General features: G+C 71.8%; 20 protein-coding genes. 11 read left to right on the top strand and 9 right to left on the bottom strand.

The annotated features are described in order from the left end of the window. The 5 genes from AQI94_RS14850 to AQI94_RS14830 all read right to left on the bottom strand — a co-directional run. Positions 1–394, bottom strand: a 394-nt coding sequence (locus AQI94_RS14850) for a Gfo/Idh/MocA family oxidoreductase (protein WP_159050635.1), incomplete at its 3' end; no start/stop codon positions are given. Beyond that, entirely contained in the window at positions 391–1,713 is a 1,323-nt protein-coding gene (locus AQI94_RS14845) for a protoporphyrinogen/coproporphyrinogen oxidase (protein ID WP_031060317.1), read from the bottom strand. The genes AQI94_RS14850 and AQI94_RS14845, both read right to left, overlap by 4 nt. A gap of 137 nt (positions 1,714–1,850) precedes the next feature. Beyond that, positions 1,851–2,855 carry a Gfo/Idh/MocA family protein gene (locus tag AQI94_RS14840; protein ID WP_031060319.1) on the bottom strand — a complete coding sequence of 335 codons (1,005 nt, stop codon included), beginning with the start codon at positions 2,853–2,855 and terminating at the stop codon, positions 1,851–1,853. Between the two features lie 71 nt (positions 2,856–2,926). Next, a complete protein-coding gene (locus AQI94_RS14835; RefSeq protein WP_020116692.1) occupies positions 2,927–3,703 on the bottom strand; it encodes an SDR family oxidoreductase in 777 nt (258 codons plus the stop codon). Between the two features lie 37 nt (positions 3,704–3,740). Then, on the bottom strand, positions 3,741–4,907 hold the full coding sequence (locus AQI94_RS14830) for a phytanoyl-CoA dioxygenase family protein (protein WP_031060323.1): 1,167 nt from the start codon (positions 4,905–4,907) through the stop codon (positions 3,741–3,743). Between the two features lie 107 nt (positions 4,908–5,014). Between AQI94_RS14830 and AQI94_RS14825 the strand changes: the two genes are divergently transcribed. After that, positions 5,015–6,034, top strand: coding sequence for a LacI family DNA-binding transcriptional regulator (locus tag AQI94_RS14825; RefSeq protein WP_031060325.1), 1,020 nt, complete (start codon positions 5,015–5,017; stop codon positions 6,032–6,034). 75 nt (positions 6,035–6,109) lie between these two features. On the opposite strand, the gene AQI94_RS14820 is transcribed toward AQI94_RS14825, so the two are convergent. Beyond that, positions 6,110–7,264: a Gfo/Idh/MocA family protein gene (locus AQI94_RS14820; protein WP_031060330.1), complete on the bottom strand. Its 1,155-nt coding sequence runs from the start codon at positions 7,262–7,264 to the stop codon at positions 6,110–6,112. A gap of 115 nt (positions 7,265–7,379) precedes the next feature. On the opposite strand from AQI94_RS14820, the gene AQI94_RS14815 reads away from it, so the two are divergent. Continuing rightward, positions 7,380–8,387, top strand: coding sequence for a LacI family DNA-binding transcriptional regulator (locus AQI94_RS14815; protein ID WP_031060333.1), 1,008 nt, complete (start codon positions 7,380–7,382; stop codon positions 8,385–8,387). A gap of 31 nt (positions 8,388–8,418) precedes the next feature. On the opposite strand, the gene AQI94_RS14810 is transcribed toward AQI94_RS14815, so the two are convergent. After that, positions 8,419–8,763 (bottom strand): cupin domain-containing protein, encoded by a 345-nt coding sequence (locus tag AQI94_RS14810; protein ID WP_031060342.1) that lies wholly within the window; start codon positions 8,761–8,763, stop codon positions 8,419–8,421. Between the two features lie 123 nt (positions 8,764–8,886). Between AQI94_RS14810 and AQI94_RS14805 the strand changes: the two genes are divergently transcribed. Continuing rightward, complete coding sequence (locus AQI94_RS14805) at positions 8,887–9,399, top strand: hypothetical protein (RefSeq protein WP_031060349.1); 513 nt, start codon at positions 8,887–8,889, stop codon at positions 9,397–9,399. A gap of 59 nt (positions 9,400–9,458) precedes the next feature. Here AQI94_RS14805 and AQI94_RS14800 read toward each other — a convergent pair whose 3' ends face one another. Then, the gene (locus AQI94_RS14800) at positions 9,459–10,487 is read right to left on the bottom strand and encodes a zinc-dependent alcohol dehydrogenase (protein ID WP_037945355.1); all 1,029 of its coding nucleotides are present in this window, start codon (positions 10,485–10,487) and stop codon (positions 9,459–9,461) included. A 215-nt stretch (positions 10,488–10,702) separates the two neighbouring features. On the opposite strand from AQI94_RS14800, the gene AQI94_RS14795 reads away from it, so the two are divergent. The 8 genes from AQI94_RS14795 (at position 10,703) to infA (ending at position 17,595) form a co-directional block, all read left to right on the top strand. Continuing rightward, the gene (locus tag AQI94_RS14795; protein ID WP_031060355.1) at positions 10,703–11,353 is read left to right on the top strand and encodes a GntR family transcriptional regulator; all 651 of its coding nucleotides are present in this window, start codon (positions 10,703–10,705) and stop codon (positions 11,351–11,353) included. Between the two features lie 49 nt (positions 11,354–11,402). After that, complete coding sequence (locus tag AQI94_RS14790; protein WP_031060357.1) at positions 11,403–12,152, top strand: PIG-L deacetylase family protein; 750 nt, start codon at positions 11,403–11,405, stop codon at positions 12,150–12,152. Further along, positions 12,149–12,853 carry a 4-carboxy-4-hydroxy-2-oxoadipate aldolase/oxaloacetate decarboxylase gene (locus tag AQI94_RS14785; RefSeq protein ID WP_031060360.1) on the top strand — a complete coding sequence of 235 codons (705 nt, stop codon included), beginning with the start codon at positions 12,149–12,151 and terminating at the stop codon, positions 12,851–12,853. The genes AQI94_RS14790 and AQI94_RS14785 overlap by 4 nt, the downstream gene beginning before the upstream one ends. 26 nt (positions 12,854–12,879) lie before the next feature. Further along, positions 12,880–13,941, top strand: a complete 1,062-nt coding sequence (locus tag AQI94_RS14780) for a 4-oxalomesaconate tautomerase (RefSeq protein ID WP_062229787.1) — start codon at positions 12,880–12,882, stop codon at positions 13,939–13,941. Continuing rightward, positions 13,941–14,891 (top strand): catechol 2,3-dioxygenase, encoded by a 951-nt coding sequence (locus AQI94_RS14775; protein ID WP_031047887.1) that lies wholly within the window; start codon positions 13,941–13,943, stop codon positions 14,889–14,891. Before AQI94_RS14780 ends, AQI94_RS14775 begins: the two co-directional genes overlap by 1 nt. 113 nt (positions 14,892–15,004) lie before the next feature. Next, on the top strand, positions 15,005–16,330 hold the full coding sequence (locus AQI94_RS14770) for an MFS transporter (protein WP_031047884.1): 1,326 nt from the start codon (positions 15,005–15,007) through the stop codon (positions 16,328–16,330). 255 nt (positions 16,331–16,585) lie between these two features. Then, complete coding sequence (locus tag AQI94_RS14765) at positions 16,586–17,374, top strand: GNAT family N-acetyltransferase (RefSeq protein ID WP_031047881.1); 789 nt, start codon at positions 16,586–16,588, stop codon at positions 17,372–17,374. Beyond that, the gene (gene infA, locus AQI94_RS14760; protein WP_031047878.1) at positions 17,371–17,595 is read left to right on the top strand and encodes a translation initiation factor IF-1; all 225 of its coding nucleotides are present in this window, start codon (positions 17,371–17,373) and stop codon (positions 17,593–17,595) included. The genes AQI94_RS14765 and infA overlap by 4 nt, the downstream gene beginning before the upstream one ends. A 45-nt stretch (positions 17,596–17,640) precedes the next feature. Here infA and AQI94_RS14755 read toward each other — a convergent pair whose 3' ends face one another. Then, positions 17,641–18,219, bottom strand: coding sequence for a TetR/AcrR family transcriptional regulator (locus AQI94_RS14755; protein ID WP_031047876.1), 579 nt, complete (start codon positions 18,217–18,219; stop codon positions 17,641–17,643). Between the last annotated feature and the right edge of the window lie 142 nt (positions 18,220–18,361).

Raw genomic sequence — 18,361 nt, 5'->3', positions numbered from 1 at the left:
TGACCGGGTGGAACAGATAGTGGAAGGCCTCCATGAAGACCGTCCCCGCCTTCGCGGCGGCCTCCCGCACCTCCGCGGCCTCCTCGGCGTTGCTCGCCGACGGCTTCTCGCTCAGCACGTGCTTGCCGGCGGCGAGCGCCGCCAGGTTCCACGGCCCGTGCAGCCCGTTGGCGAGCGGGTTGTAGACGACCTGGACCTCGGGGTCGGCGATCAGTTCGGCGTACGAGCCCGCCACCCGCTCCACACCGTGCTCGGCCGCGTAGGCCTCGGCGCGGGCCCGGTCGCGCGCGGCCACCGCCACGACCCGGTGGCCGGTCGCCCGGGCCGGACCGATCAGCGAGGACGCGCTGATCCGCGCGGCTCCCAGCACTCCGATGCGCAGCGGTTCACTCATGTCTGCCGTTCCTCCTCCATGGTGGCAGGCCCAAGGCCCTGCCGGGTCAGTGTCCCCTGCGCGGGCGGGAAATGGCGGCGCACCAGGTCCTGGGCGTGCGCCACCGTGCACTCGACGAGCTCGAACGCGGGCAGTCCGCCGAGGTGATACGTGCGGTGCCGGCCCTGCAGCGCGTCGAGCCGGTCCAGCGCGCCGTCCGTGAGGTCGGCGCTGCCGAAGTGCGGCATGAACGCCCACTCACGCCGCAGATGCACCTCCTCCAGCCGCCCGCCGAGGGCCGCGACGTCCTCCCGCAGCAGCGAGGTGACGTCGCCGGGGCGGCCGTAGGAGTAGAAGGTCCGCACCTCGCTGTCCGGGTAGCGGTGGTGGTACGAGACACAGTGGCCGGACGTCTCGCGGCTCGTGGTGTGGGCGGCGAGAAAGTAGAAGGCGTCCTCGGGCAGGCCGGACGCGGCGGCGAGGACGGTGTGGTAGGCGTTGCTGCGGATCCGCGCGGCGAGATCGCGCTCCTCGTCGGTGGCGTCCAGCACCGGCAGGATCCGGTCCGGCGCGACCGCGAGCACCACGTCGTCCGCCTCGACCGGGCCCGAGTCGGTGAGTATCCGCACCCCGTCCGCGCGGCGCTCCACCGAGGTCACCCGCACCCCGCACCGCACGTCCTTCAGCTCCTCGGCGACCCGGTTCCACAGCGTGGCGAACCCGCCCACCACGGTGAAGTCGCCCGGGTGGCCGAGGAGTTCGGGCCCGGGGTCCAACAGCCCTGTCATCTCGGCGTACTTGACGAAGTACAGCGCCGGAACGTCGTCGTCGAGGTGGCCGTACCCGGCCGCCGCGTACCCGGTGCCGAAGGAGTCGGCCATGGACCGCAGCCCGTGCTCGGCGAGCCAGCGGGCGACGGGGGCGGCGAGCGCCCGCGCGGAGTGGGCGAGCCCGGGTTCGCCGATGCGGGGGAACTCCCGTTCCCGCAGCGCCCGGTAGCGCTGGAGGGAGCCGTCGCGCAGGAACGCCATCGACTGGCGGACGGCGCGTCCCGCGGGGTCGAGGACGCGATAGCGGCTGGTGCGCTCCGTCGCCACGCCCAGTTCGGTCAGCAACCGCGCGATCCGTTCGTACCTGTTGGTGCAGATGTGGCCGCCGAGATCGAAGGCGTGCCCGTCGAGGTGCACGCTCTGGCACTTCCCGGCCACCGTGTCCTGCTCCTCCAGCACGGTCACCCGGTGCCCGGCGCGCTCCAGTTCGCGGGCGGCGGCCAGGCCGCTGGGTCCCGCGCCCACGACGGCCACGGTTCGGGGGCCTGCGGTGTCGGGTAACTCCTGCATGCTCGTGACTCCTGGGTCGGTCGGACGCGGCCGGCTCTCATGGTCGTACGGAGAGATCACGTGACCGTAAACGGGTGTCGCGGGCGGAGCGTTCACCCCTGTGCGTCCCGGGCACGGGGACCCGGGACGCGGCGGGATCAGGCGGAGCGGACCTCGGCGATCGTCACCGGGCGGTGCTCGTGCAGCGACAGCGTGCACGCCTCGGCGATCCAGCCCGCTTCCAGGGCGTCCGCGACGGTGCAGGGGGAGGGACGGGTGCCGGCCACGACCTCGGTGAACGCGGTGAGTTCGGCACGGTAGGCCGCGGTGAAGCGGTCCATGAAGAAGTCGTGCGGGGTGCCGGCCGGGAACGTCACGCCGGGCTCGACCGAACGCAGCGGGAGCTTGTCCTCCAGACCGACGGCGATGGAGTCCGTGAAGCCGTGGATCTCCATGCGGACGTCGTAACCCCGGGCGTTGTGACGGGAGTTGGAGACCACCGCGATCGTGCCGTCGTCGAGGGTGAGGATCGCGCCGGTGGTGTCGGCGTCGCCTGCCTCCTTGATGAAGTCGGCGCCCCGGTTGCCGCCGACGGCGTACACCTCGACGACCTCGCGGCCGGTCACCCAGCGGATGATGTCGAAGTCGTGCACCGAGCAGTCCCGGAAGATGCCCCCGGAGGCGGCGATGTAGGCGGCCGGCGGCGGCGCCGGGTCCAGGGTCGTCGAGCGCACGGTGTGCAGCGTGCCCAGCTCACCGGCCTGGACGGCGGCCCGCGCGTTGACGAATCCGGTGTCGAAGCGGCGGTTGTAGCCGATCTGGATCGGTACGTCGCTGCCCTGGACGGCCTTGAGGACCTCGACGCCCTCGCTCATGTGCTTGGCGACGGGCTTCTCGCAGAAGACGGGGATGCCGGCCTCGACACCGGCCAGGATCAGCCCGGGGTGGGCGTCCGTCGCGGCCGCGATGACGATGCCGTCCACGCCGGCGGCCAGCAGGGCCTCGGGCGAGTCGACGACCTCGCCGCCGAACCGGTCCGCGGCGGACTTGGCGGCCTCCGCGAAGGGGTCGGTGAGCACGAGCGACTCGACCGCGTCGAGTCCGGAGAGGGTCTCGGCGTGGAAGGCGCCGATGCGGCCGAGGCCGAGGATTCCGATACGCATGGGGGTACAGCTCCTTGAGGGTGTTTCCGGTGAGCGGTGTTTCTGCGGGGTTCTCACGGGGGGAGGGGAGGTCAGTCGAGGCCGCCCAGGACGTTCTGGTCCCAGTCGATCACCGATCCGGTCACCACGCCCGACCGGTCGGACAGCAGGAGGACCACGAAGTCGGCGATTTCGTCGGGCTGGCCGAGCTTGCCCATCGGCAGCCTGGCCGCGGCCTCCTCGCGCCAGTCGTCGCCGGCGCCGTGGAAGGTCTTCTGGGTGGCGTCCTCGCCCTCGGTGGCCGTCCAGCCGATGTTCAGGCCGTTGATCCGCACCCGGTCCCAGCGGTGCGCGTGCGCCGCGTTGCGGGTGAGGCCGATGAGGCCGGCCTTCGCGGCCACGTAGGGCGCCAGGAACGGCTGCCCGCCGTGCGCCGAGGAGGTGATGATGTTGACGACCGTGCCGGGTGCCCCCCGGCCGACCATGTCCGCCACCGCCGCCTGCATGGCGAAGAACGGCGCCTTGAGATTGATCGCGATGTGCTGGTCGAACAGTTCGGGCGTGGTGTCGAGGAGCGTGCCCCGGGAGGTGAGCCCGGCGGAGTTCACCAGGCAGTCGACCCGGCCGTACGCCTCGACGACCCGGGTGACGGAGGCCTTGGCCTGCTCGGCGTCGGCCAGGTCGGCGCGGACGAACAGCGCCTTGCCGCCGGCCGCCTCCAACTCCGCCACCAGCGCCTCACCGGGCTCGGGGCGGCGGCCGGTGACGGCCACGACCGCCCCCTCCCGGACCGCGGCCCGGGCGATGGCGGCACCGACCCCCTGGCTGCCGCCGTTGACGAGGACGACCTTGTCGTCGAGAAGTCCCATGAATGTGCCCGTACCTTTCAGCTTGTGCGGCGCTGCTTCAGCTCGTGCGCCGGTCGGCGCCCGCCCGCAGCTCGTCCCTGAGCGTCCGCGGGGTCCAGCCCTCGGCGAGCGCCCGCCGCACGAGGTCCGCCTGGGAGGGCGGGGCGAGGCCGTCGACCGGCGGGTCGCTGTCGAGGTTGGTGGGGAAGGGGTAGCCCTCGGCGCTCGCGGCGATCACGTGGTCCAGCCACTCCGCGTCGGCGCCCTCCGTCTTCCGCCGCAGCAGCGCGGGGTAGACGGCGTTCGACACCGCCTCCCGGTCCACGGTCTCCATGGCGCGCCCGAAGGCCGAGGACACCTGGAGCAGGTTGGCCATGCGCCGTACGTCGGTGGTGCGGTTGGTCCCGGCCGCGTGGAACAGCGCGGGGTTGAAGAAGACCGCGTCGCCCTTCGACAGCGGCAGCTGGACGTGGTGCTCCTTGAAGTACGCCTGGAACTCCGGCCGCCGCCACGCCAGATAGCCCGGCTCGAAGCGCTGCGAGAACGGCAGGTACAGCGTCGGCCCCGACTCCACGGGCATGTCGCAGTGGGCGACCGCGCCCTGGAGCGTGAGCACGGGGGAGAGCCGGTGGACGTGCGCCGGATAGGCCGCGGCGGCCTCGTCGGAGAGGAATCCGAGGTGGTAGTCGCGGTGCGCGGTCTGTGCGAGACCGCCCGGGTTCACCACGTTCACCTGCGAGGTGACCTGGTAGCCGGGGCCGAGCCAGGCCTCGGACACCAGGGCGACGACGGGGTTGGCGTAGTAGTCGGCGAACGCCGCCGGGTCGTACAGGGCGGCCTTCTCCAGCGCGTTCCACACCCGCTCGTTGGCGCCGGGCTTCGCGAAGTGGTCGCCCGCGGTCGTGCCCGCCGCGTACTGCTCGCGGATCAGCGAGTCGAAGACCTGCGTGAACCGGTCGACGACCGCGTGATCGGGAAACGCCCCCTGGAAGACCACGACCCCGGGGCCGTCGGTCAGGGCCCGCACCAGCTCCTCCTGCACCTCCCGGCGGTCCTTGGCGCCGCGGACCCGCTCGGCGTCGTACAGCAGGACGTTCCGCTCCACGGCAGCGGCGTGCGGGTAGTCGGCGGGGTCGGTCGTCCGCTCGACGAGCGCGCGGAACGAGGCGAGGTCGCAGTCCTGCTCGGACAGCCAGGCGCGGTGGTGTACGGCGGTGAAGGACATCGGCGTCCTCTCGGTGACAGGGGCGACTCAGCGCTGTCATTCTTGTCATGACAAAGGCGTCGAACAACCAGCAGGCAGCCATCAAAAACCCCTCAAGGAGCAGGCGCGTGGGCCACCCCTACCCGATCCGGGAAATCGCTCGTCAGGCGGGGCTCAGCGAGGCCACCGTCGACCGGGTCCTCAACGGCAGGGGAGGCGTCCGCGAGAACACCGCCCGCGAGGTCCGTCAGGCGATCACCGACCTGGACCGGCAGCGCACCCAGGTCCGGCTGGTCGGCCGCACCTTCATGATCGACATAGTGATGCAGACGCCGGAACGCTTCTCGACGGCCGTGCGCGCCGCCCTGGAGGCCGAGCTGCCCGCGCTGCACCCCGCCGTCCTGCGCTCCCGTTTCCACTTCCGGGAGACCGGCCCGGTGACGGAACTGACCAGGACCCTCGACCGCATAGCCCGGCGCGGCTCCCAAGGGGTGATCCTCAAGGCACCGGACGTCCCCGAGGTCACGGCGGCCGTCGGGCGGCTCGTGGAGGCGGGCATCCCCGTGGTCACACTCGTCACCGACCTGCCCTCCACGGCCCGCCTCGCCTACGTCGGCATCGACAACCGGGCGGCGGGAGCGACCGCCGCCTACCTCATGGGCCAGTGGCTCGGTGACCGCCCCGGCAACGTCCTCACCAGCCTCAGCAGCGGCTTCTTCCGTAACGAGGAGGAGCGCGAGATGGGGTTCCGCAGCGCCATGCGCACCCGCCACCCCGAGCGGGCGGTGGTGGAGATCGCCGAGGGGCAGGGGCTGGACGCCACGCAGTACGACCTCGTCCGGGCCGCGCTGGAGCGGGACCCGCAGATCCGCGCGGTCTACTCGATCGGCGGCGGCAACATCGCCACACTCAGGGCCTTCGAGGACCTGGGCCGGGAGTGCGCGGTGTTCGTGGCCCACGACCTCGACCACGACAACGACCGGCTGCTGCGGGAACACCGTCTGTCGGCCGTGCTGCACCACGACCTGCGGCAGGACATGCGGGAGGCGTGTCACATCGTGATGCGGGCGCACGGGGCGCTGCCGCCGGCCGGTCCGACGGTGCCGTCGGCGATACAGGTGGTCACCCCGTACAACATGCCGTGGTAGACGTCCGTCCGGATCCGGCCAGCCAGCCGTCCACGGAAACGCCCCGATCGAGGGCGGACCGTCATGCCGACCCCGTCACCCCGACACGGTCACCCACGCACCGCTCTGCGCGGACCGGGACATCGCGTCCAGTACGGCGGCGCTGTGCACGGCGTCCTCCAGCGTGGCCCCGTACGGCCTGCCCTCGGCGACCGAACGCAGGAAGCGGTACGCCTCCACGACCTTCAGGTCGTCGTAGCCCATGGCGTTGGCCGCCCCCGGCTGGAAGGCGCCGAACTCGCCGTCGCCCGGGCCGACGTACACCGTGCTGACCGGCTGGTCCTGATAGCGGGTACCGCGGCTGACGCCCAGCTCGCCCATGCGGCGGAAGTCCCAGAACACCGCGCCCTTCGTGCCGTGCACCTCGAAGCCGTAGTTGTTCTGCTCGCCGACCGAGACCCGGCAGGCCTCCAGGACGCCCCGGGCGCCGGAGGCGAACCGCAGCAGGCAGCTGACGTAGTCCTCGTTCTCCACCGGACCGAGCGTCCCGGTGGCGAGGGTGTGCCCGGCGGTGGCGCCGGTGGGGCGGGCGCGCTCGGGTACGAAGACCGCGGTGTCGGCCGTGAGGGAGGCGATGTCGCCGAGCAGGAAGCGAGCCAGGTCGGCGCCGTGCGAGGCGAGGTCGCCGAGCACTCCGCTGCCGCCGCGTTCGCGTTCGAAACGCCAGGTCAGGGCGCCCTGCGGGTGGGCCGCGTAGTCGCTGAGGAGCCGGACGCGGACATGGGTGACCGCGCCGATCTCCCCGGAGGAGATCAGCTCCCGGGCGGCCTCGACGGCGGGTGCGTTGCGGTAGTTGAAGCCGACCGCGCTCTGCACCCCGGCCCCGGCCGCCGCGTCGGCCACGGCCCGGGCGTCCTCGGCGGTGAGGCCGACCGGCTTCTCGATCCAGATGTGCTTGCCGGCCTCGGCCATCGCCACGCCGATCTCGCGGTGCAGGAAGTTGGGCGCCGTGATGCTGACCGCCTTGACGCGGGGGTCGGCGGCGACCTCGCGCCAGTCGCGGGTCGTCGAGGAGAACCCGAACTGCGCGGCGGCCTCCTCGGCCCGGCCCGGCACGTCCTCGGCGACCGTCACGAGCTCCGGACGCAGGGGAAGCCGCGGGTAGTGGTGCGGGACACGGGCGTACGCCTGGGTGTGCACCCGCCCCATCCAGCCGAATCCGACAACGGCGACGCCGAGCGTGTCCACCATGACTGACAGCCCCTCTTTGGACCGGTCCATAATCTGTCCCGGTCACCTTGGGCGTCGTCTTCGCTTGCTGTCAACCCTTTGACAAGCCGCCGGGCGACATGGAACGGTCCAGCCCATGAGAGCGCCGACGATCCGCGATGTGGCCGAGCGGGCCGGTGTCTCCAAGTCGCTGGTGTCGCTCGTGCTGCGCGGCTCCGACCAGGTGCGTCCCGAGAAGCGGGAGGCCGTGCTGCGGGCCGTGCGCGAGCTCGGCTACCGCCCGAACGCCGCCGCCCGCAGCCTCAGCGAGCAGCGCACCCGCACGGTCGGCGTCCTCCTGAACGACCTGCGCAACCCGTGGTTCGTCGACCTGCTCGACGGCCTCAACTCCCTGCTCCACGACAACGGCCTGCGCATGCTCCTGGCCGACGCGCGTCTCAACCGCCGTACCGGACAGGACCCGGCGGGCCCCTTCCTCGACCTCGGGGTGGACGGCCTGGTGGTGGTCGGCACGCTGCCCGACCCGGCCGCGCTCCGGGCGGTGGCCGAACGCCTCCCCGTGGTCGTGGCCGGCGCGCGCGAACCCGGGCTGCCAGGGGTGGACGTGGTCGCCAACGACGACGAGCGCGGCGCCCGCCTGGTCACCGAGCACCTGATCGGCCTCGGCCACCGCCGTGTCGCGCACATCGCGGGGTACGGGGCGGTCGGCGAGCTGCGCCGGGGGAGCTTCGAGGCGACGATGCGGGCGCACGGCCTCGCCGAGGAGGCGCTCGTCGAGCCGAGCGACATGACCGAGGAGGGCGGCTACCGCACCACGGTCCGGCTGCTGAGCCGCCCCGACCGGCCGACGGCCGTCTTCGCCTTCAACGACATCGCCGCGATCGGCGCGGTGTCGGCCGCCGAGGAACTGGGCCTGACCGTCCCGCGCGACCTGTCCGTCGTCGGCTACGACAACACGAGCATCGCCCGGCTGCGCCACGTCTGGCTCACCACCGTCGACAACGCCAGCCATGAGGTCGGCCGCCGGGCGGCCCGCTGTCTGCTGGACCGGTTCGAGGGACGCGGGGGAGCGGGACGTACGGATCTCGCGGTGCCGGTGCTGGAGGTCCGGGGGACGACGGCGGGGCCCCCGGAGAGCCCGTGACGGCGCCCGCCGCACCCGCCCCTGGCCCCGGTCAGAGGTTGATCGCGTACGCCTTGCGCAGTGTCTCGTGCACCGTCCACGTCGTACGGTCGCCCTCGCGAAGTACGGCCATGTCGCCGGGCCCCACGTCCAGCGTCGGCCCGCCCTCGACCTCGATGGTCGCCGAGCCGCTGATGACGACGAACAGCTCGTCCGCCTCCGTGTCGGTGACGACGCCCGGCGTGATCTGCCAGATGCCCCGGAGCTGACGTCCGTCCTGCGACTCCCAGACCACCTTTCCGGTCACCTCGGGTGTCCCGGAGATGATCTGCTCCCGGGCGAGGGGCTCGGATTCGAGCTCGGCGTCGGGGATGTGCAGTACGAAGCTGTGGTCCATGGAGCGACCCTAGCGAGATCGTTCCCGGCCCGTCCGTCGACAGTGTGTGCAGTCCCGGCGCAGGTGGCAGGACACTCCGTCGCGAACTGGCGGCACCTCGCGGCCCGGGTGATCGTGGAGGGCATGGCCGACACCGAGGCTGCCGCGTCCCGGCCGCACCCGCACGACACCCGCGAGGCCGTCCTGTTCGGCGGCGTCTACGGCTCGGTGCTGGCCTGCTCCATGGTCGCCGCGCTCACCCAGTACGGGCACACCTCCCGCAACAGCCGCCGCTACGACGCCGCCTGGCTCCTGGTGACCGCCCTCGCCTCCGCCCTCGCGCACGGCTACGCCCACTACATCGCCGAGCGCGCCCCGCACCGCCGCTGGGACGCCCTGCGTACGCTGGCCGACGAATGGCCCCTGGTCGCGGCCGTCCTGCCCACGGCCGTCATCCTGGCCGGGGCCGGCTGGGGCTGGTGGCCCCCGAACGGCGTCGAATACCCGGCCTTCGCCCTCAACATCACCCTCCTGTTCACCCTGGGCCTGGTCACGGCCCGCTGGTCCCACCGCTCGTGGGCGACCGCGATCGGGATCGGGGCGGTGGACGCGATGCTGGGCGTGGTGGTCGTGGTGGCGAACGCGGTGATCAAGTAGGCGGTGCGGGACGTCGGGCGGTCAGCGGACGCAGGGCGGGTCAGGGGACGTAGGGCGGGTCAGGGGAACGTCACCACGACCTTCTCGGCGGCCCCGGGAGTCAGCGCGAGCTCGAAGGCGCGGCCGACCTCGGCGAACGGCACCCGGTGGCTGATGAGCTTCCCGAACCGCTCCCGGTGCTCCACCAGCTCCGCCGTGACCTCGAAGATCTCCGTCGGATACCCCTGGGACGCGATGAGCGTGAGCTCACTGCGCAGCATGCCGCCGAGATCCACCTCGCCCTTCTTCTGCACGGCGACCATGACGAGCCTGGCGTGCCACTTCGCGTTGGCGATCACGGAGTCGAAGACCGCCGGTGCCCCCGCGGCGTCGAGGTAGATGTCGGTGCCGGCCCGCGGCTGCCCGAGCGCGTTCGCGGCCTCGCCGTGCAGCTCCTTCAGCCGCCCCGTGAGGTCCTCCACGGCCGAGTCGACCACCGCGTCGGCGCCGACCGAGAGGGCGGTCTCCAGCCGCTCGGGGATGATGTCGACGACGGTCACGTGCTCCACCCCGCGCAGCTTCAGCCAGATCGCGGCGCCCAGGCCGATGGGCCCGGCGCCGAACACGACCACCTTGTCCGTGGGCCTCGCCCCGGAGCGGTTGACGGCGTGCCGGGCGACCGCCATGGGTTCGTTGAGGGCGGCGACGTCGAAGGGCATGTCCTCGGGGAGGACGGCGACGCTCGTGCCGACCTCGGCGTTCTCGACGAGCAGGTACTCGTCCATGCCGCCGAGTTCGCCGCCGCAGCCGATGATCCCGGTGGGCGCGGCCTGCGGGTTGACGACGACCCGGTTCCCGACCGCGAGCCCCGTCACCTCGGCGCCCACCTCGACGACCTCACCGGCGGGCTCGTGGCCGAGCGGGATGGCCCGCGTCGACCCGTCCGCCCCGGTGGGCATGCCGCCCAGGTGGAGGAAGAAGGTGTCCGTGCCGCAGATCCCGCAGGCCCGGACCCGTACCAGGGCGTCCTTGGGGCCGGGGACGGGCCGCTCGACGTCCACCACGTCGACCTTGTTCCTCGCGGCGAGGACGGACTTCATCGTGGCCATGGGGTGTCTCACTTTCTGGAGCCCTCCGGGCTGGCGCGAGGGGCGGGTTGCTTGACTTAGGCAAGCAGAAGAAAGTTACTTAAGTCAAGCAAGCAGTGGTCGACGGCAGGCGTTGCACCGCGAAGGTCGGTGACCGCAATACGGCAGACAAAATTGTTGACAATCTTGTCTGGCTAGATTTAGGTTCGACAGGCACTCATTCAGGGAGGGCAACGATGCCGAAAGAAGCCCGTCCGAGCACCGGGGAGCAGGCCAAGCAGCACGCGTTCGCGCAGCTGCGGCAGGCGATCCTGCACGGCGAGATGGCACCGGCGCAGCGGCTGGTGGAGAACGAGCTCGCCGAGCAGTTCGGTGTGACACGGGCCAGCATCCGGGCCGCGCTCATCGATCTGGAGGCCCAGGGTCTCGTCGAGCGGATCCGCAACCGGGGTTCCCGGGTGCGGGTGGTGACCGTCGAGGAGGCGGTCGCCATCACCGAGTGCCGCATGGTCCTCGAAGGGCTGTGCGCGGCCAAGGCGGCGACCCTGGCGAGCGACGAGCAGCTCGCCGAACTGACCGAACTGGGCACGGCGATGACCAAGGCCGTGGCCGACGGTGAGCCGGTGACCTACTCCGAGCTCAACCAGGAGCTGCACGCCAAGGTGCGGGAGTTCTCCGGCCAGCGGACCGCCGTGGATCTGCTGGAGCGGCTCAACGCCCAACTGGTGCGTCACCGCTTCCAGTTGGCGCTCCGCCCCGGACGCCCGCAGCACTCCCTGAACGAGCACCTGGCGATGATCGAGACGATCAGGGCCAGGGACCCGCAGGCGGCCGAGAAGGCCGTCCGCGCCCACCTCGCCGGCGTGATCGAGGCGCTGCGCGACTGAGCCGCGCGAGGCGGGCGCGAACCTGTCCACTCCAAGGAGATGTTCCGCTATGACGCAGTCAGGCGCGCCCGCCGTTCCACGTTCGACACTGGTGATCACCGCGCATGCCGGGGACTTCGTGTGGCGGGCGGGCGGAGCCATCGCGCTGGCCGCCTCCCGGGGCGAGAGGGTCACCGTCGTCTGCCTGACCTTCGGCGAGCGCGGCGAGTCCGCGAAGGCCTGGCGCGAGGGCAGGAAGCTCGACGAGATCAAGGCCATGCGCCGGGACGAGGCCGAGCGCGCCGCCGCCACCCTCGGCGCCGAGGTCCGTTTCTTCGACGCCGGCGACTACCCGCTGGTCGCCGGCGCGGAGCTGACCGACCGGCTCGTCGAGGTCTACCGGGCCACCCAGCCCGACGTCGTGCTCACCCACCCGGTCGAGGACCCGTACAACGGCGACCACCCGGCCGCGAACCGCATGGCGCTTCAGGCCCGGATCCTCGCGCAGGCCATCGGCTATCCGGGCGAGGGCGAGATCATCGGCGCCCCTCCGGTCTTCTACTTCGAGCCCCACCAGCCCGAGATGAGCGGCTTCAGGCCCGAGGTCCTCCTCGACATCACCGAGGTCTGGGAGACCAAACGCGAGGCCATGGAGTGCCTCGGCGCCCAGCAGCACCTGTGGGACTACTACACCGACCTCGCCGTGCGCCGGGGCGTCCAGCTCAGGCGCAACGCGGGCCCGAACCTGGGGCTGGCCCACAGGACCATGGCCGAGGCGTACATGCGCCCCTACCCGCAGATCGCGAAGGAGCTGGCATGAGCGGCGTGATCGTCACCGGCCCGCCGAAGGCGGACCTCAAGGACGTCGACGCGCTCGCGCGGTACGGCGTGGCCACCGTCAGCGAGGCGATGGGCCGAACGGGCCTGCTGGGCCCGGGGATTCGCCCGATCCAGCAGGGCGTGCGGATCGCCGGCACCGCGGTCACCGTGCTCAGCTGGCCCGGCGACAACCTCATGATCCACGCGGCCGTCGAGCAGTGCGGCGAGGGCGACATCCTGGTCGTCACCACCACCTCCCCGTGCACGGACGGCCTGTTCGGCGAGCTGTTCGCGACCGCGCTGAAGCGGCGCGGGGTGCGCGGGGTCGTCACCGGCACCGGCATCCGTGACACCCAGGAGCTGCGCGACATGGGCTTCGCCGCCTGGTCCCGCGCGGTCTCCTCGCAGGGCACCGTGAAGGCCACCGGCGGCTCGGTCAACGTGCCGATCGCCATCGACGGCCAGGTGATCGACCCGGGCGACGTGATCCTCGCCGACGACGACGGTGTCGTGGTCGTCCCGCGTGAGCGGGCGGCCGGGACCGTGGCGAGGTCCGAGGCCCGCGAGGCCAAGGAGGCCGCCACCCGCGCCGCCTTCATCGACGGCCAACTCGGCCTGGACCGCTACGGGTTGCGCGAGACCCTGAAGCGCCTCGGCGTCGAGTACCGGTCCTACGAGGAGCACACGGGGGAGCGGCCGTGACCCCGCTGCCCGAGGAGGTGCCCTGCATGCTGATGCGGGGCGGCACCTCCAAGGGCGCCTACTTCCTCGCCCACGACCTGCCCGCCGAACCCGCCCTGCGCGACGGCCTGTTGCTGCGGATCATGGGCAGCCCGGACGAGCGGCAGATCGACGGCCTGGGCGGCGCGCACCCCCTCACCAGCAAGGTCGCCGTGATCTCGCCGTCCGCCGACCCCGAGGCCGACGTGGACTACCTCTTCCTCCAGGTCGCGGTCGACCGGCCCGAGGTGAGCGACCGTCAGAACTGCGGGAACATCCTCGCCGGTGTCGGGCCGTTCGCCGTCGAGCGCGGACTGGTCCCGGCGGGGGAGCGGGAGACCTCCGTACGGATCCGCATGGTGAACACCGGCGACCACGCGATCGCGACCTTCCCGACCCCAGGGGGCCGCGTCGACTACACCGGGGACGCCGAGATCTCCGGCGTGCCCGGCACGGCGGCCCCCGTGGTGATCGAGTTCCCGCCAGGGGCCGGGGAGTTGCTCCCCACCGGCCATGCCGTCGACGTCATCGACGGCGTCGAGGTCACCTGCGTTAATAACGGCATGCCGACCGTCCTCGTCCCGGCCGCCTCCATGGGGGTCACGGGCTACGAGCTGCCCCGGGACCTGGAGGAGGACGTGGCCCTCGCCGACCGCCTGCGCGCCATCCGGCTGGCGGCGGGCCGCCTGATGGGCCTCGGAGACGTGTCCGGCGCCACCGTGCCCAAGCTCACGCTGCTCGCCCCGCCGCGCGACGGCGGCGCGGTCACCACCCGCACTTTCATCCCCGTGCGCTGCCACACCTCCATCGGCGTCCTGGGCGCGGCCGGCGTGGCCGCGGGCCTGCGGATCGACGGCGGCGTGGGCGCCGGGCTCGCCACGCTCGACCCGGCGAGCGAGCGCGTGCGCATAGAACACCCCACCGGATTCCTGGACATCGAGAGCAGCGTGGCCGCCACCCCCGACGGTCCGCCCTCCGCCCGACGCACCGCCGTGGTCCGCACGGCCCGCAAGATCTCCGACGGCACCGTCTTCCCCCGGGCCGCCGACCGACCCACAGGAGGTCACTGATGACTCCGCCGCTCGGCGACATCGCCCACATCGGCCACACCCAGCTCTTCACGCCGGACCTGGACGCCAGCGTCGCCTTCTTCACCGACTTCCTCGGTCTGACGGTCAACGGCCAGGACGGCGACACGGTTCGTCTGCGGACCTACGACGACTACGAGCACCACAGCCTGGTCCTCACCGCCCGCGAGCGGGCCGGCCTCGGCCGGCTCGCCCTGCGCACCTCCAGCGAGGAGGCACTTCACCGCCGTATCAAGGCAGTTGAGGAGTCGGGCGGGACCGGCCGGTGGGTCGAGGACGAACCCGGCCTCGGCAAGCTCTACGTCACCACCGACCCGGACGGCCACGAGCACGCCCTCTACTGGGAGAGCGAGCACTACCGGGCCCCCGACGACCTGAAACCCGCGCTGAAGAACCAGCCGCAGGCCAAGCCCAACAGAGGGGTCGGGGTACGGCGGTTGGACCACATCAACTTCCTCGCCGCCGACGTGCTCGCCAACGCCGAGTTCCAGCAGAACGTGCTCGGCGCCCGGCCCACCGAGCAGATCCGGCTGGACAGCGGGAAGATCGCGGCGCGCTGGCTGACGTACACGAACAAGTCGTACGACGTCGTGTACACCTCGGACTGGACCGGCAGCGAGGGGCGGCTGCACCACATCGCCTTCGCGACCGACACCCGCGAGGACGTGCTGCGCGCGGCCGATCTCGCCATCGACACGGGCGTGTTCATCGAGACCGGCCCGCACAAGCACGCCATCCAGCAGACGTTCTTCCTGTACGTCTACGAGCCCGGCGGCAACCGCATCGAGCTGTGCAACCCGCTGACCCGGCTGGTGCTCGCGCCCGACTGGCCGCTGGTGACCTGGACCGAGGAGGAGCGGAAGAAGGGGCAGGCCTGGGGTCTGAAGACCATCGAGTCGTTCCACACACACGGGACGCCGCCGGTGGCCTGAGCTGCGCTTTCCGAGCCACCCCCACATTGTCGATGAGATTGTTGACAAAATCATTGACAGTAAGGGGGTGGCTCCTTAGCGTCTGGCGCACCAAGTACGAGAGGTAACCAACGATGTATTCCTCCCCCTCCCCGCTCCTGTCCGCCCGCGGCAGCGGACCGGCCCTCCTGGTCGTCGGGCTGTGCTGGCTGGCCGTGCTCTTCGACGGTCTCGACATGTTCATCTACGGCTCGGTGCTGCCCCACCTGCTGGAGACCAGGACCTTCGGCCTCACCGCGGACACGGCCGGTGACCTCGGCAGCTACGCCACCTTCGGCATGCTGGTCGGCGCCCTCGTCGCCGGCACGGTCGCCGACCGGATCGGCCGCAAGAAGCTGATGGTGTCCTGCGTGATCCTCTTCTCGCTGGCCTCCGGCGTGTGCGCCCTGGCCGGCAGCGTCACGGTCTTCGGCCTCGGCCGGACCCTGGCGGGCGTCGGCCTCGGCGGACTGCTGCCGACCGCGATCAGCATGGTCTGTGACTACGCCCCGCGCGGCCGCGGCGCCCTCGTCATCGGCCTGCTGATGACCGCCCACCACGCGGGCGGCATCCTCTCCGCCTACGTCGCCAAGTGGCTCATCGACCCGGTCGGCTGGCGTGCCGCGTTCTGGGTCTGCGTGCTCCCGCTGCTCTTCGCCCCGGTACTGGCGAAGCTGCTGCCCGAGTCGCTGAGCTTCCTGGTCGCCAAGGGCCGCGGCGAGGAGGCCAGGGCCCTGGCCGAGCGCTACGACGTCGAGGTCCCCGCGGCGAGGACCGGCAGCACCGCCGACCGCTGGACCGGCCTGGCGAAGCTCTTCCGCGGCAGCGAGTGGATCCAGACCCTGCTCTACTGGGTGGCCTCCTTCGGCGGTCTGCTCCTCGTCTACGGCGTCGCCACCTGGCTGCCCACCCTGATGCGAGCCGAGGGCTACGAACTGGGCTCGGCCCTGTCCTTCGTGGTCGTCTTCAACCTCGGCGGCATCGTGGGCATGCTGGTCGCGGGCCGGGCCGCCGACCGCTTCGGGGCCCCGCGCATCTCGGCGCTCTGGTTCGCGCTGACCGCCGCCGGTGTCTTCCTGCTCAGCGTCCACATGTCGACGACCGTCACGATGATCGTCGTCTTCCTCACCGGCGTCTTCCTCAACAGTGCCCAGACGATGATCTACGCCACGGTCTCGATCCGCTCCGACGCGGACCACCGCGCCACAGCCGTCGGCTGGACCTCGGGCATGGGCCGCTTCGGCGCCGTCTTCGGCCCCTGGCTCGGCGGCCGGCTCCTCGCCTCCGGCAACGGCGATTGGGGCTTCACCGCCTTCGCGATCGCCGGCCTGTCGTCCATGGTCTTCATCGGCATCGCCGCCCTGCGCAGCTTCCGGCAGGAACCCACCGGCAGCGAGCGGGAACTGGCCGCCGTGCACTGACCCCTCGGAAGGGGCGTGCCGCGGCACAGGGCGAGCAGCACGTCCCCTCCCGGAGGGCCTGGCGGCCGAAAAAGGATTTGAGCCGGGCGGCGCCCCGTTGCTACGTTCCGGGCGGACCGTGAAGCCGTCGTATGGAGGTGAGACCCGTGAACGCAGTTATCCGTGGGTGCTCCCTCGATCCGTCACGGTCCGGCGGCTGACGTTCGGTGTCGCCAGGAGCGCCTGAGATCGAGGCACTCCTGGAGGGAGACTCCGATGAACACAAAGCCTTTCACGACCGGCCTGAGCGGGAACGCGGTGATGATCACACGCGTCGCGGACAGGCAATGGCACGCACTGCACGACGACCTGGTGGTCGGCCGCGGACACGCGCAACACCGCGCCGACGGACGCCTGTTCGTCAGCATCGACGCCTGGCACGACGTCATCTTCGACCGGCTCGCCGCGGCGATGGTGGCGGCGCTGCCGGCGCCGCTGCACACGGTGGTCGACGAAGCCGACGCGGAGCTGACCGCCGGCTGGCGGCGGGCCGGGTTCACCGTCCGCCGTCGCGAGTGGGAGTACACCGTGCCGACCGACCCGCGGGTCACAGGGCTCGATGCGGTCCTGCCGCCTCCGGGCGTGACGATCGTGCCGGCCGGGCAGGCGGACGAGACTCTGCTGCGGGCGGTGGACCGGGCGATCCGTGACGAGGTCGAGGCGAGTGCCGGCTGGCAGTCGATGCCCGCGGAGGTCATTCCCCTGCCCGAGGGCGACACCGTCGTCGACCCGTCGAAGTACGCGGTGGCGGCGGCACCGGACCGCTACCTGGGCCTGATCCGGGTGACGGCGATCCGGCCGCGCATCGGGCTGCTCGCGGTCCGGGCCGGCGAACGGCGCCGGGGCATCGCGCGGGCACTGCTGGCCCAGGCGCTGGGGACGCTGCACCGCTCCGGGCTCGCCGAGGCCTGGACCGAGGTGCAGGAGTCCAACCAGGCGGCCACGGCGCTGTTCGAGAGCGTCGGCGCCCGGCCGATGAGCAGCAACCTGGAGCTGGTGCGATGACGAGGAACAAGAACGTCATCGAGGTCGAGGGCAGGGTCGTCGAGTGCCTGCGCAGCGCCATGTTCACCGTGGAGCTCGAGAACGGCCACCAGGTGCTCGCCCACATCAGCGGGAAGATCCGCAAGAACTACATCAAGATCATGCTGGAGGACCGGGTGCTGGTGGAGCTTCCGCCGTACGACCTGACGCGCGGCCGGATCGTGTTCCGGTACCGCAACTAGCGGTGGTCGGCACCTGATGCAGGACCGGGTGCCGGCGGCAGGGGCTCAGCGCGACGCCCGCACGCCGTCCAGCGCGATCGACAACACCCGATCGCGCTGGGCGTCGTCGTCGAAGGCCGTCGCGGTGATCCCCGCGACCATCCGCAGCAGCTCCACGAAGTCCATGTCCCGGCGTGCCTCGCCCGCCTCCTGGGCGCGCGCGAACAGGGGACCGCCCGCCGCGTACATCGAGTCCCGGCAGGCCGCGAAGATCTCCGACTCGTCGTTCAGCGCCTCGCGGACCGCCCGCTTGGTCACCATGTAGCCGGCGAACCGGTCGAGCCAGGCCGTGAGCGCCTCCCAGGGCTCCTGGTCGGCGAGCTCCTGGGCGACGCGTACGAGGGTGTTCACCTCGTCCGCGTAGACGCTCTCGAAGAGATGGCGGCGGGTGGGGAAGTTCCGGTACAGCGTGCCGATGCCCACGCCCGCGCGGCGCGCGATGTCCTCCAGGGACGCCTCCGCGCCGTGCTCCGCGAACGCCTCGCGGGCCGCGGCCAGCAGGGCGTCGTAGTTGCGAGCGGCGTCCTTCCGGTGCGGTCGGCGGGACGCGACGATCTCGGTGACGGGGAACGACGGGGCGGTCACGACTGCCTCCCGAGGCTGAAACGGAGGTGCACCTCCGGTACGGGTTGAAGCGGAGGGTTGCCTCCGCTAGAGTGGAGGCGTGCCTCCACTTTATCAGTCGGGGCGCGTCCACCGTCCTTTCCGCGACCGCTTCCCACGAGGC

The sequence above is a fragment of the Streptomyces pseudovenezuelae genome (genome assembly GCF_001513955.1).
GTDB lineage: Bacteria > Actinomycetota > Actinomycetes > Streptomycetales > Streptomycetaceae > Streptomyces > Streptomyces pseudovenezuelae.
This window is presented reverse-complemented; position numbering and strand designations above follow the sequence as displayed.

What these genes read in the sequence shown, in the direction of transcription:
- AQI94_RS14820 (WP_031060330.1), bottom strand. Translation starts at nt 7,264, where the DNA reads ATGGTGGACACGCTCGGCGTCGCCGTTGTCGGATTCGGCTGGATGGGG.
- AQI94_RS14765 (WP_031047881.1), top strand. Translation starts at nt 16,586, where the DNA reads ATGAACACAAAGCCTTTCACGACCGGCCTGAGCGGGAACGCGGTGATG.
- AQI94_RS14805 (WP_031060349.1), top strand. Translation starts at nt 8,887, where the DNA reads ATGGCCGACACCGAGGCTGCCGCGTCCCGGCCGCACCCGCACGACACC.
- AQI94_RS14830 (WP_031060323.1), bottom strand. Translation starts at nt 4,907, where the DNA reads ATGTCCTTCACCGCCGTACACCACCGCGCCTGGCTGTCCGAGCAGGAC.
- AQI94_RS14795 (WP_031060355.1), top strand. Translation starts at nt 10,703, where the DNA reads ATGCCGAAAGAAGCCCGTCCGAGCACCGGGGAGCAGGCCAAGCAGCAC.
- infA (WP_031047878.1), top strand. Translation starts at nt 17,371, where the DNA reads ATGACGAGGAACAAGAACGTCATCGAGGTCGAGGGCAGGGTCGTCGAG.
- AQI94_RS14780 (WP_062229787.1), top strand. Translation starts at nt 12,880, where the DNA reads ATGCTGATGCGGGGCGGCACCTCCAAGGGCGCCTACTTCCTCGCCCAC.
- AQI94_RS14790 (WP_031060357.1), top strand. Translation starts at nt 11,403, where the DNA reads ATGACGCAGTCAGGCGCGCCCGCCGTTCCACGTTCGACACTGGTGATC.
- AQI94_RS14770 (WP_031047884.1), top strand. Translation starts at nt 15,005, where the DNA reads ATGTATTCCTCCCCCTCCCCGCTCCTGTCCGCCCGCGGCAGCGGACCG.
- AQI94_RS14810 (WP_031060342.1), bottom strand. Translation starts at nt 8,763, where the DNA reads ATGGACCACAGCTTCGTACTGCACATCCCCGACGCCGAGCTCGAATCC.
- AQI94_RS14845 (WP_031060317.1), bottom strand. Translation starts at nt 1,713, where the DNA reads ATGCAGGAGTTACCCGACACCGCAGGCCCCCGAACCGTGGCCGTCGTG.
- AQI94_RS14835 (WP_020116692.1), bottom strand. Translation starts at nt 3,703, where the DNA reads ATGGGACTTCTCGACGACAAGGTCGTCCTCGTCAACGGCGGCAGCCAG.
- AQI94_RS14775 (WP_031047887.1), top strand. Translation starts at nt 13,941, where the DNA reads ATGACTCCGCCGCTCGGCGACATCGCCCACATCGGCCACACCCAGCTC.
- AQI94_RS14800 (WP_037945355.1), bottom strand. Translation starts at nt 10,487, where the DNA reads ATGGCCACGATGAAGTCCGTCCTCGCCGCGAGGAACAAGGTCGACGTG.
- AQI94_RS14815 (WP_031060333.1), top strand. Translation starts at nt 7,380, where the DNA reads ATGAGAGCGCCGACGATCCGCGATGTGGCCGAGCGGGCCGGTGTCTCC.
- AQI94_RS14785 (WP_031060360.1), top strand. Translation starts at nt 12,149, where the DNA reads ATGAGCGGCGTGATCGTCACCGGCCCGCCGAAGGCGGACCTCAAGGAC.
- AQI94_RS14840 (WP_031060319.1), bottom strand. Translation starts at nt 2,855, where the DNA reads ATGCGTATCGGAATCCTCGGCCTCGGCCGCATCGGCGCCTTCCACGCC.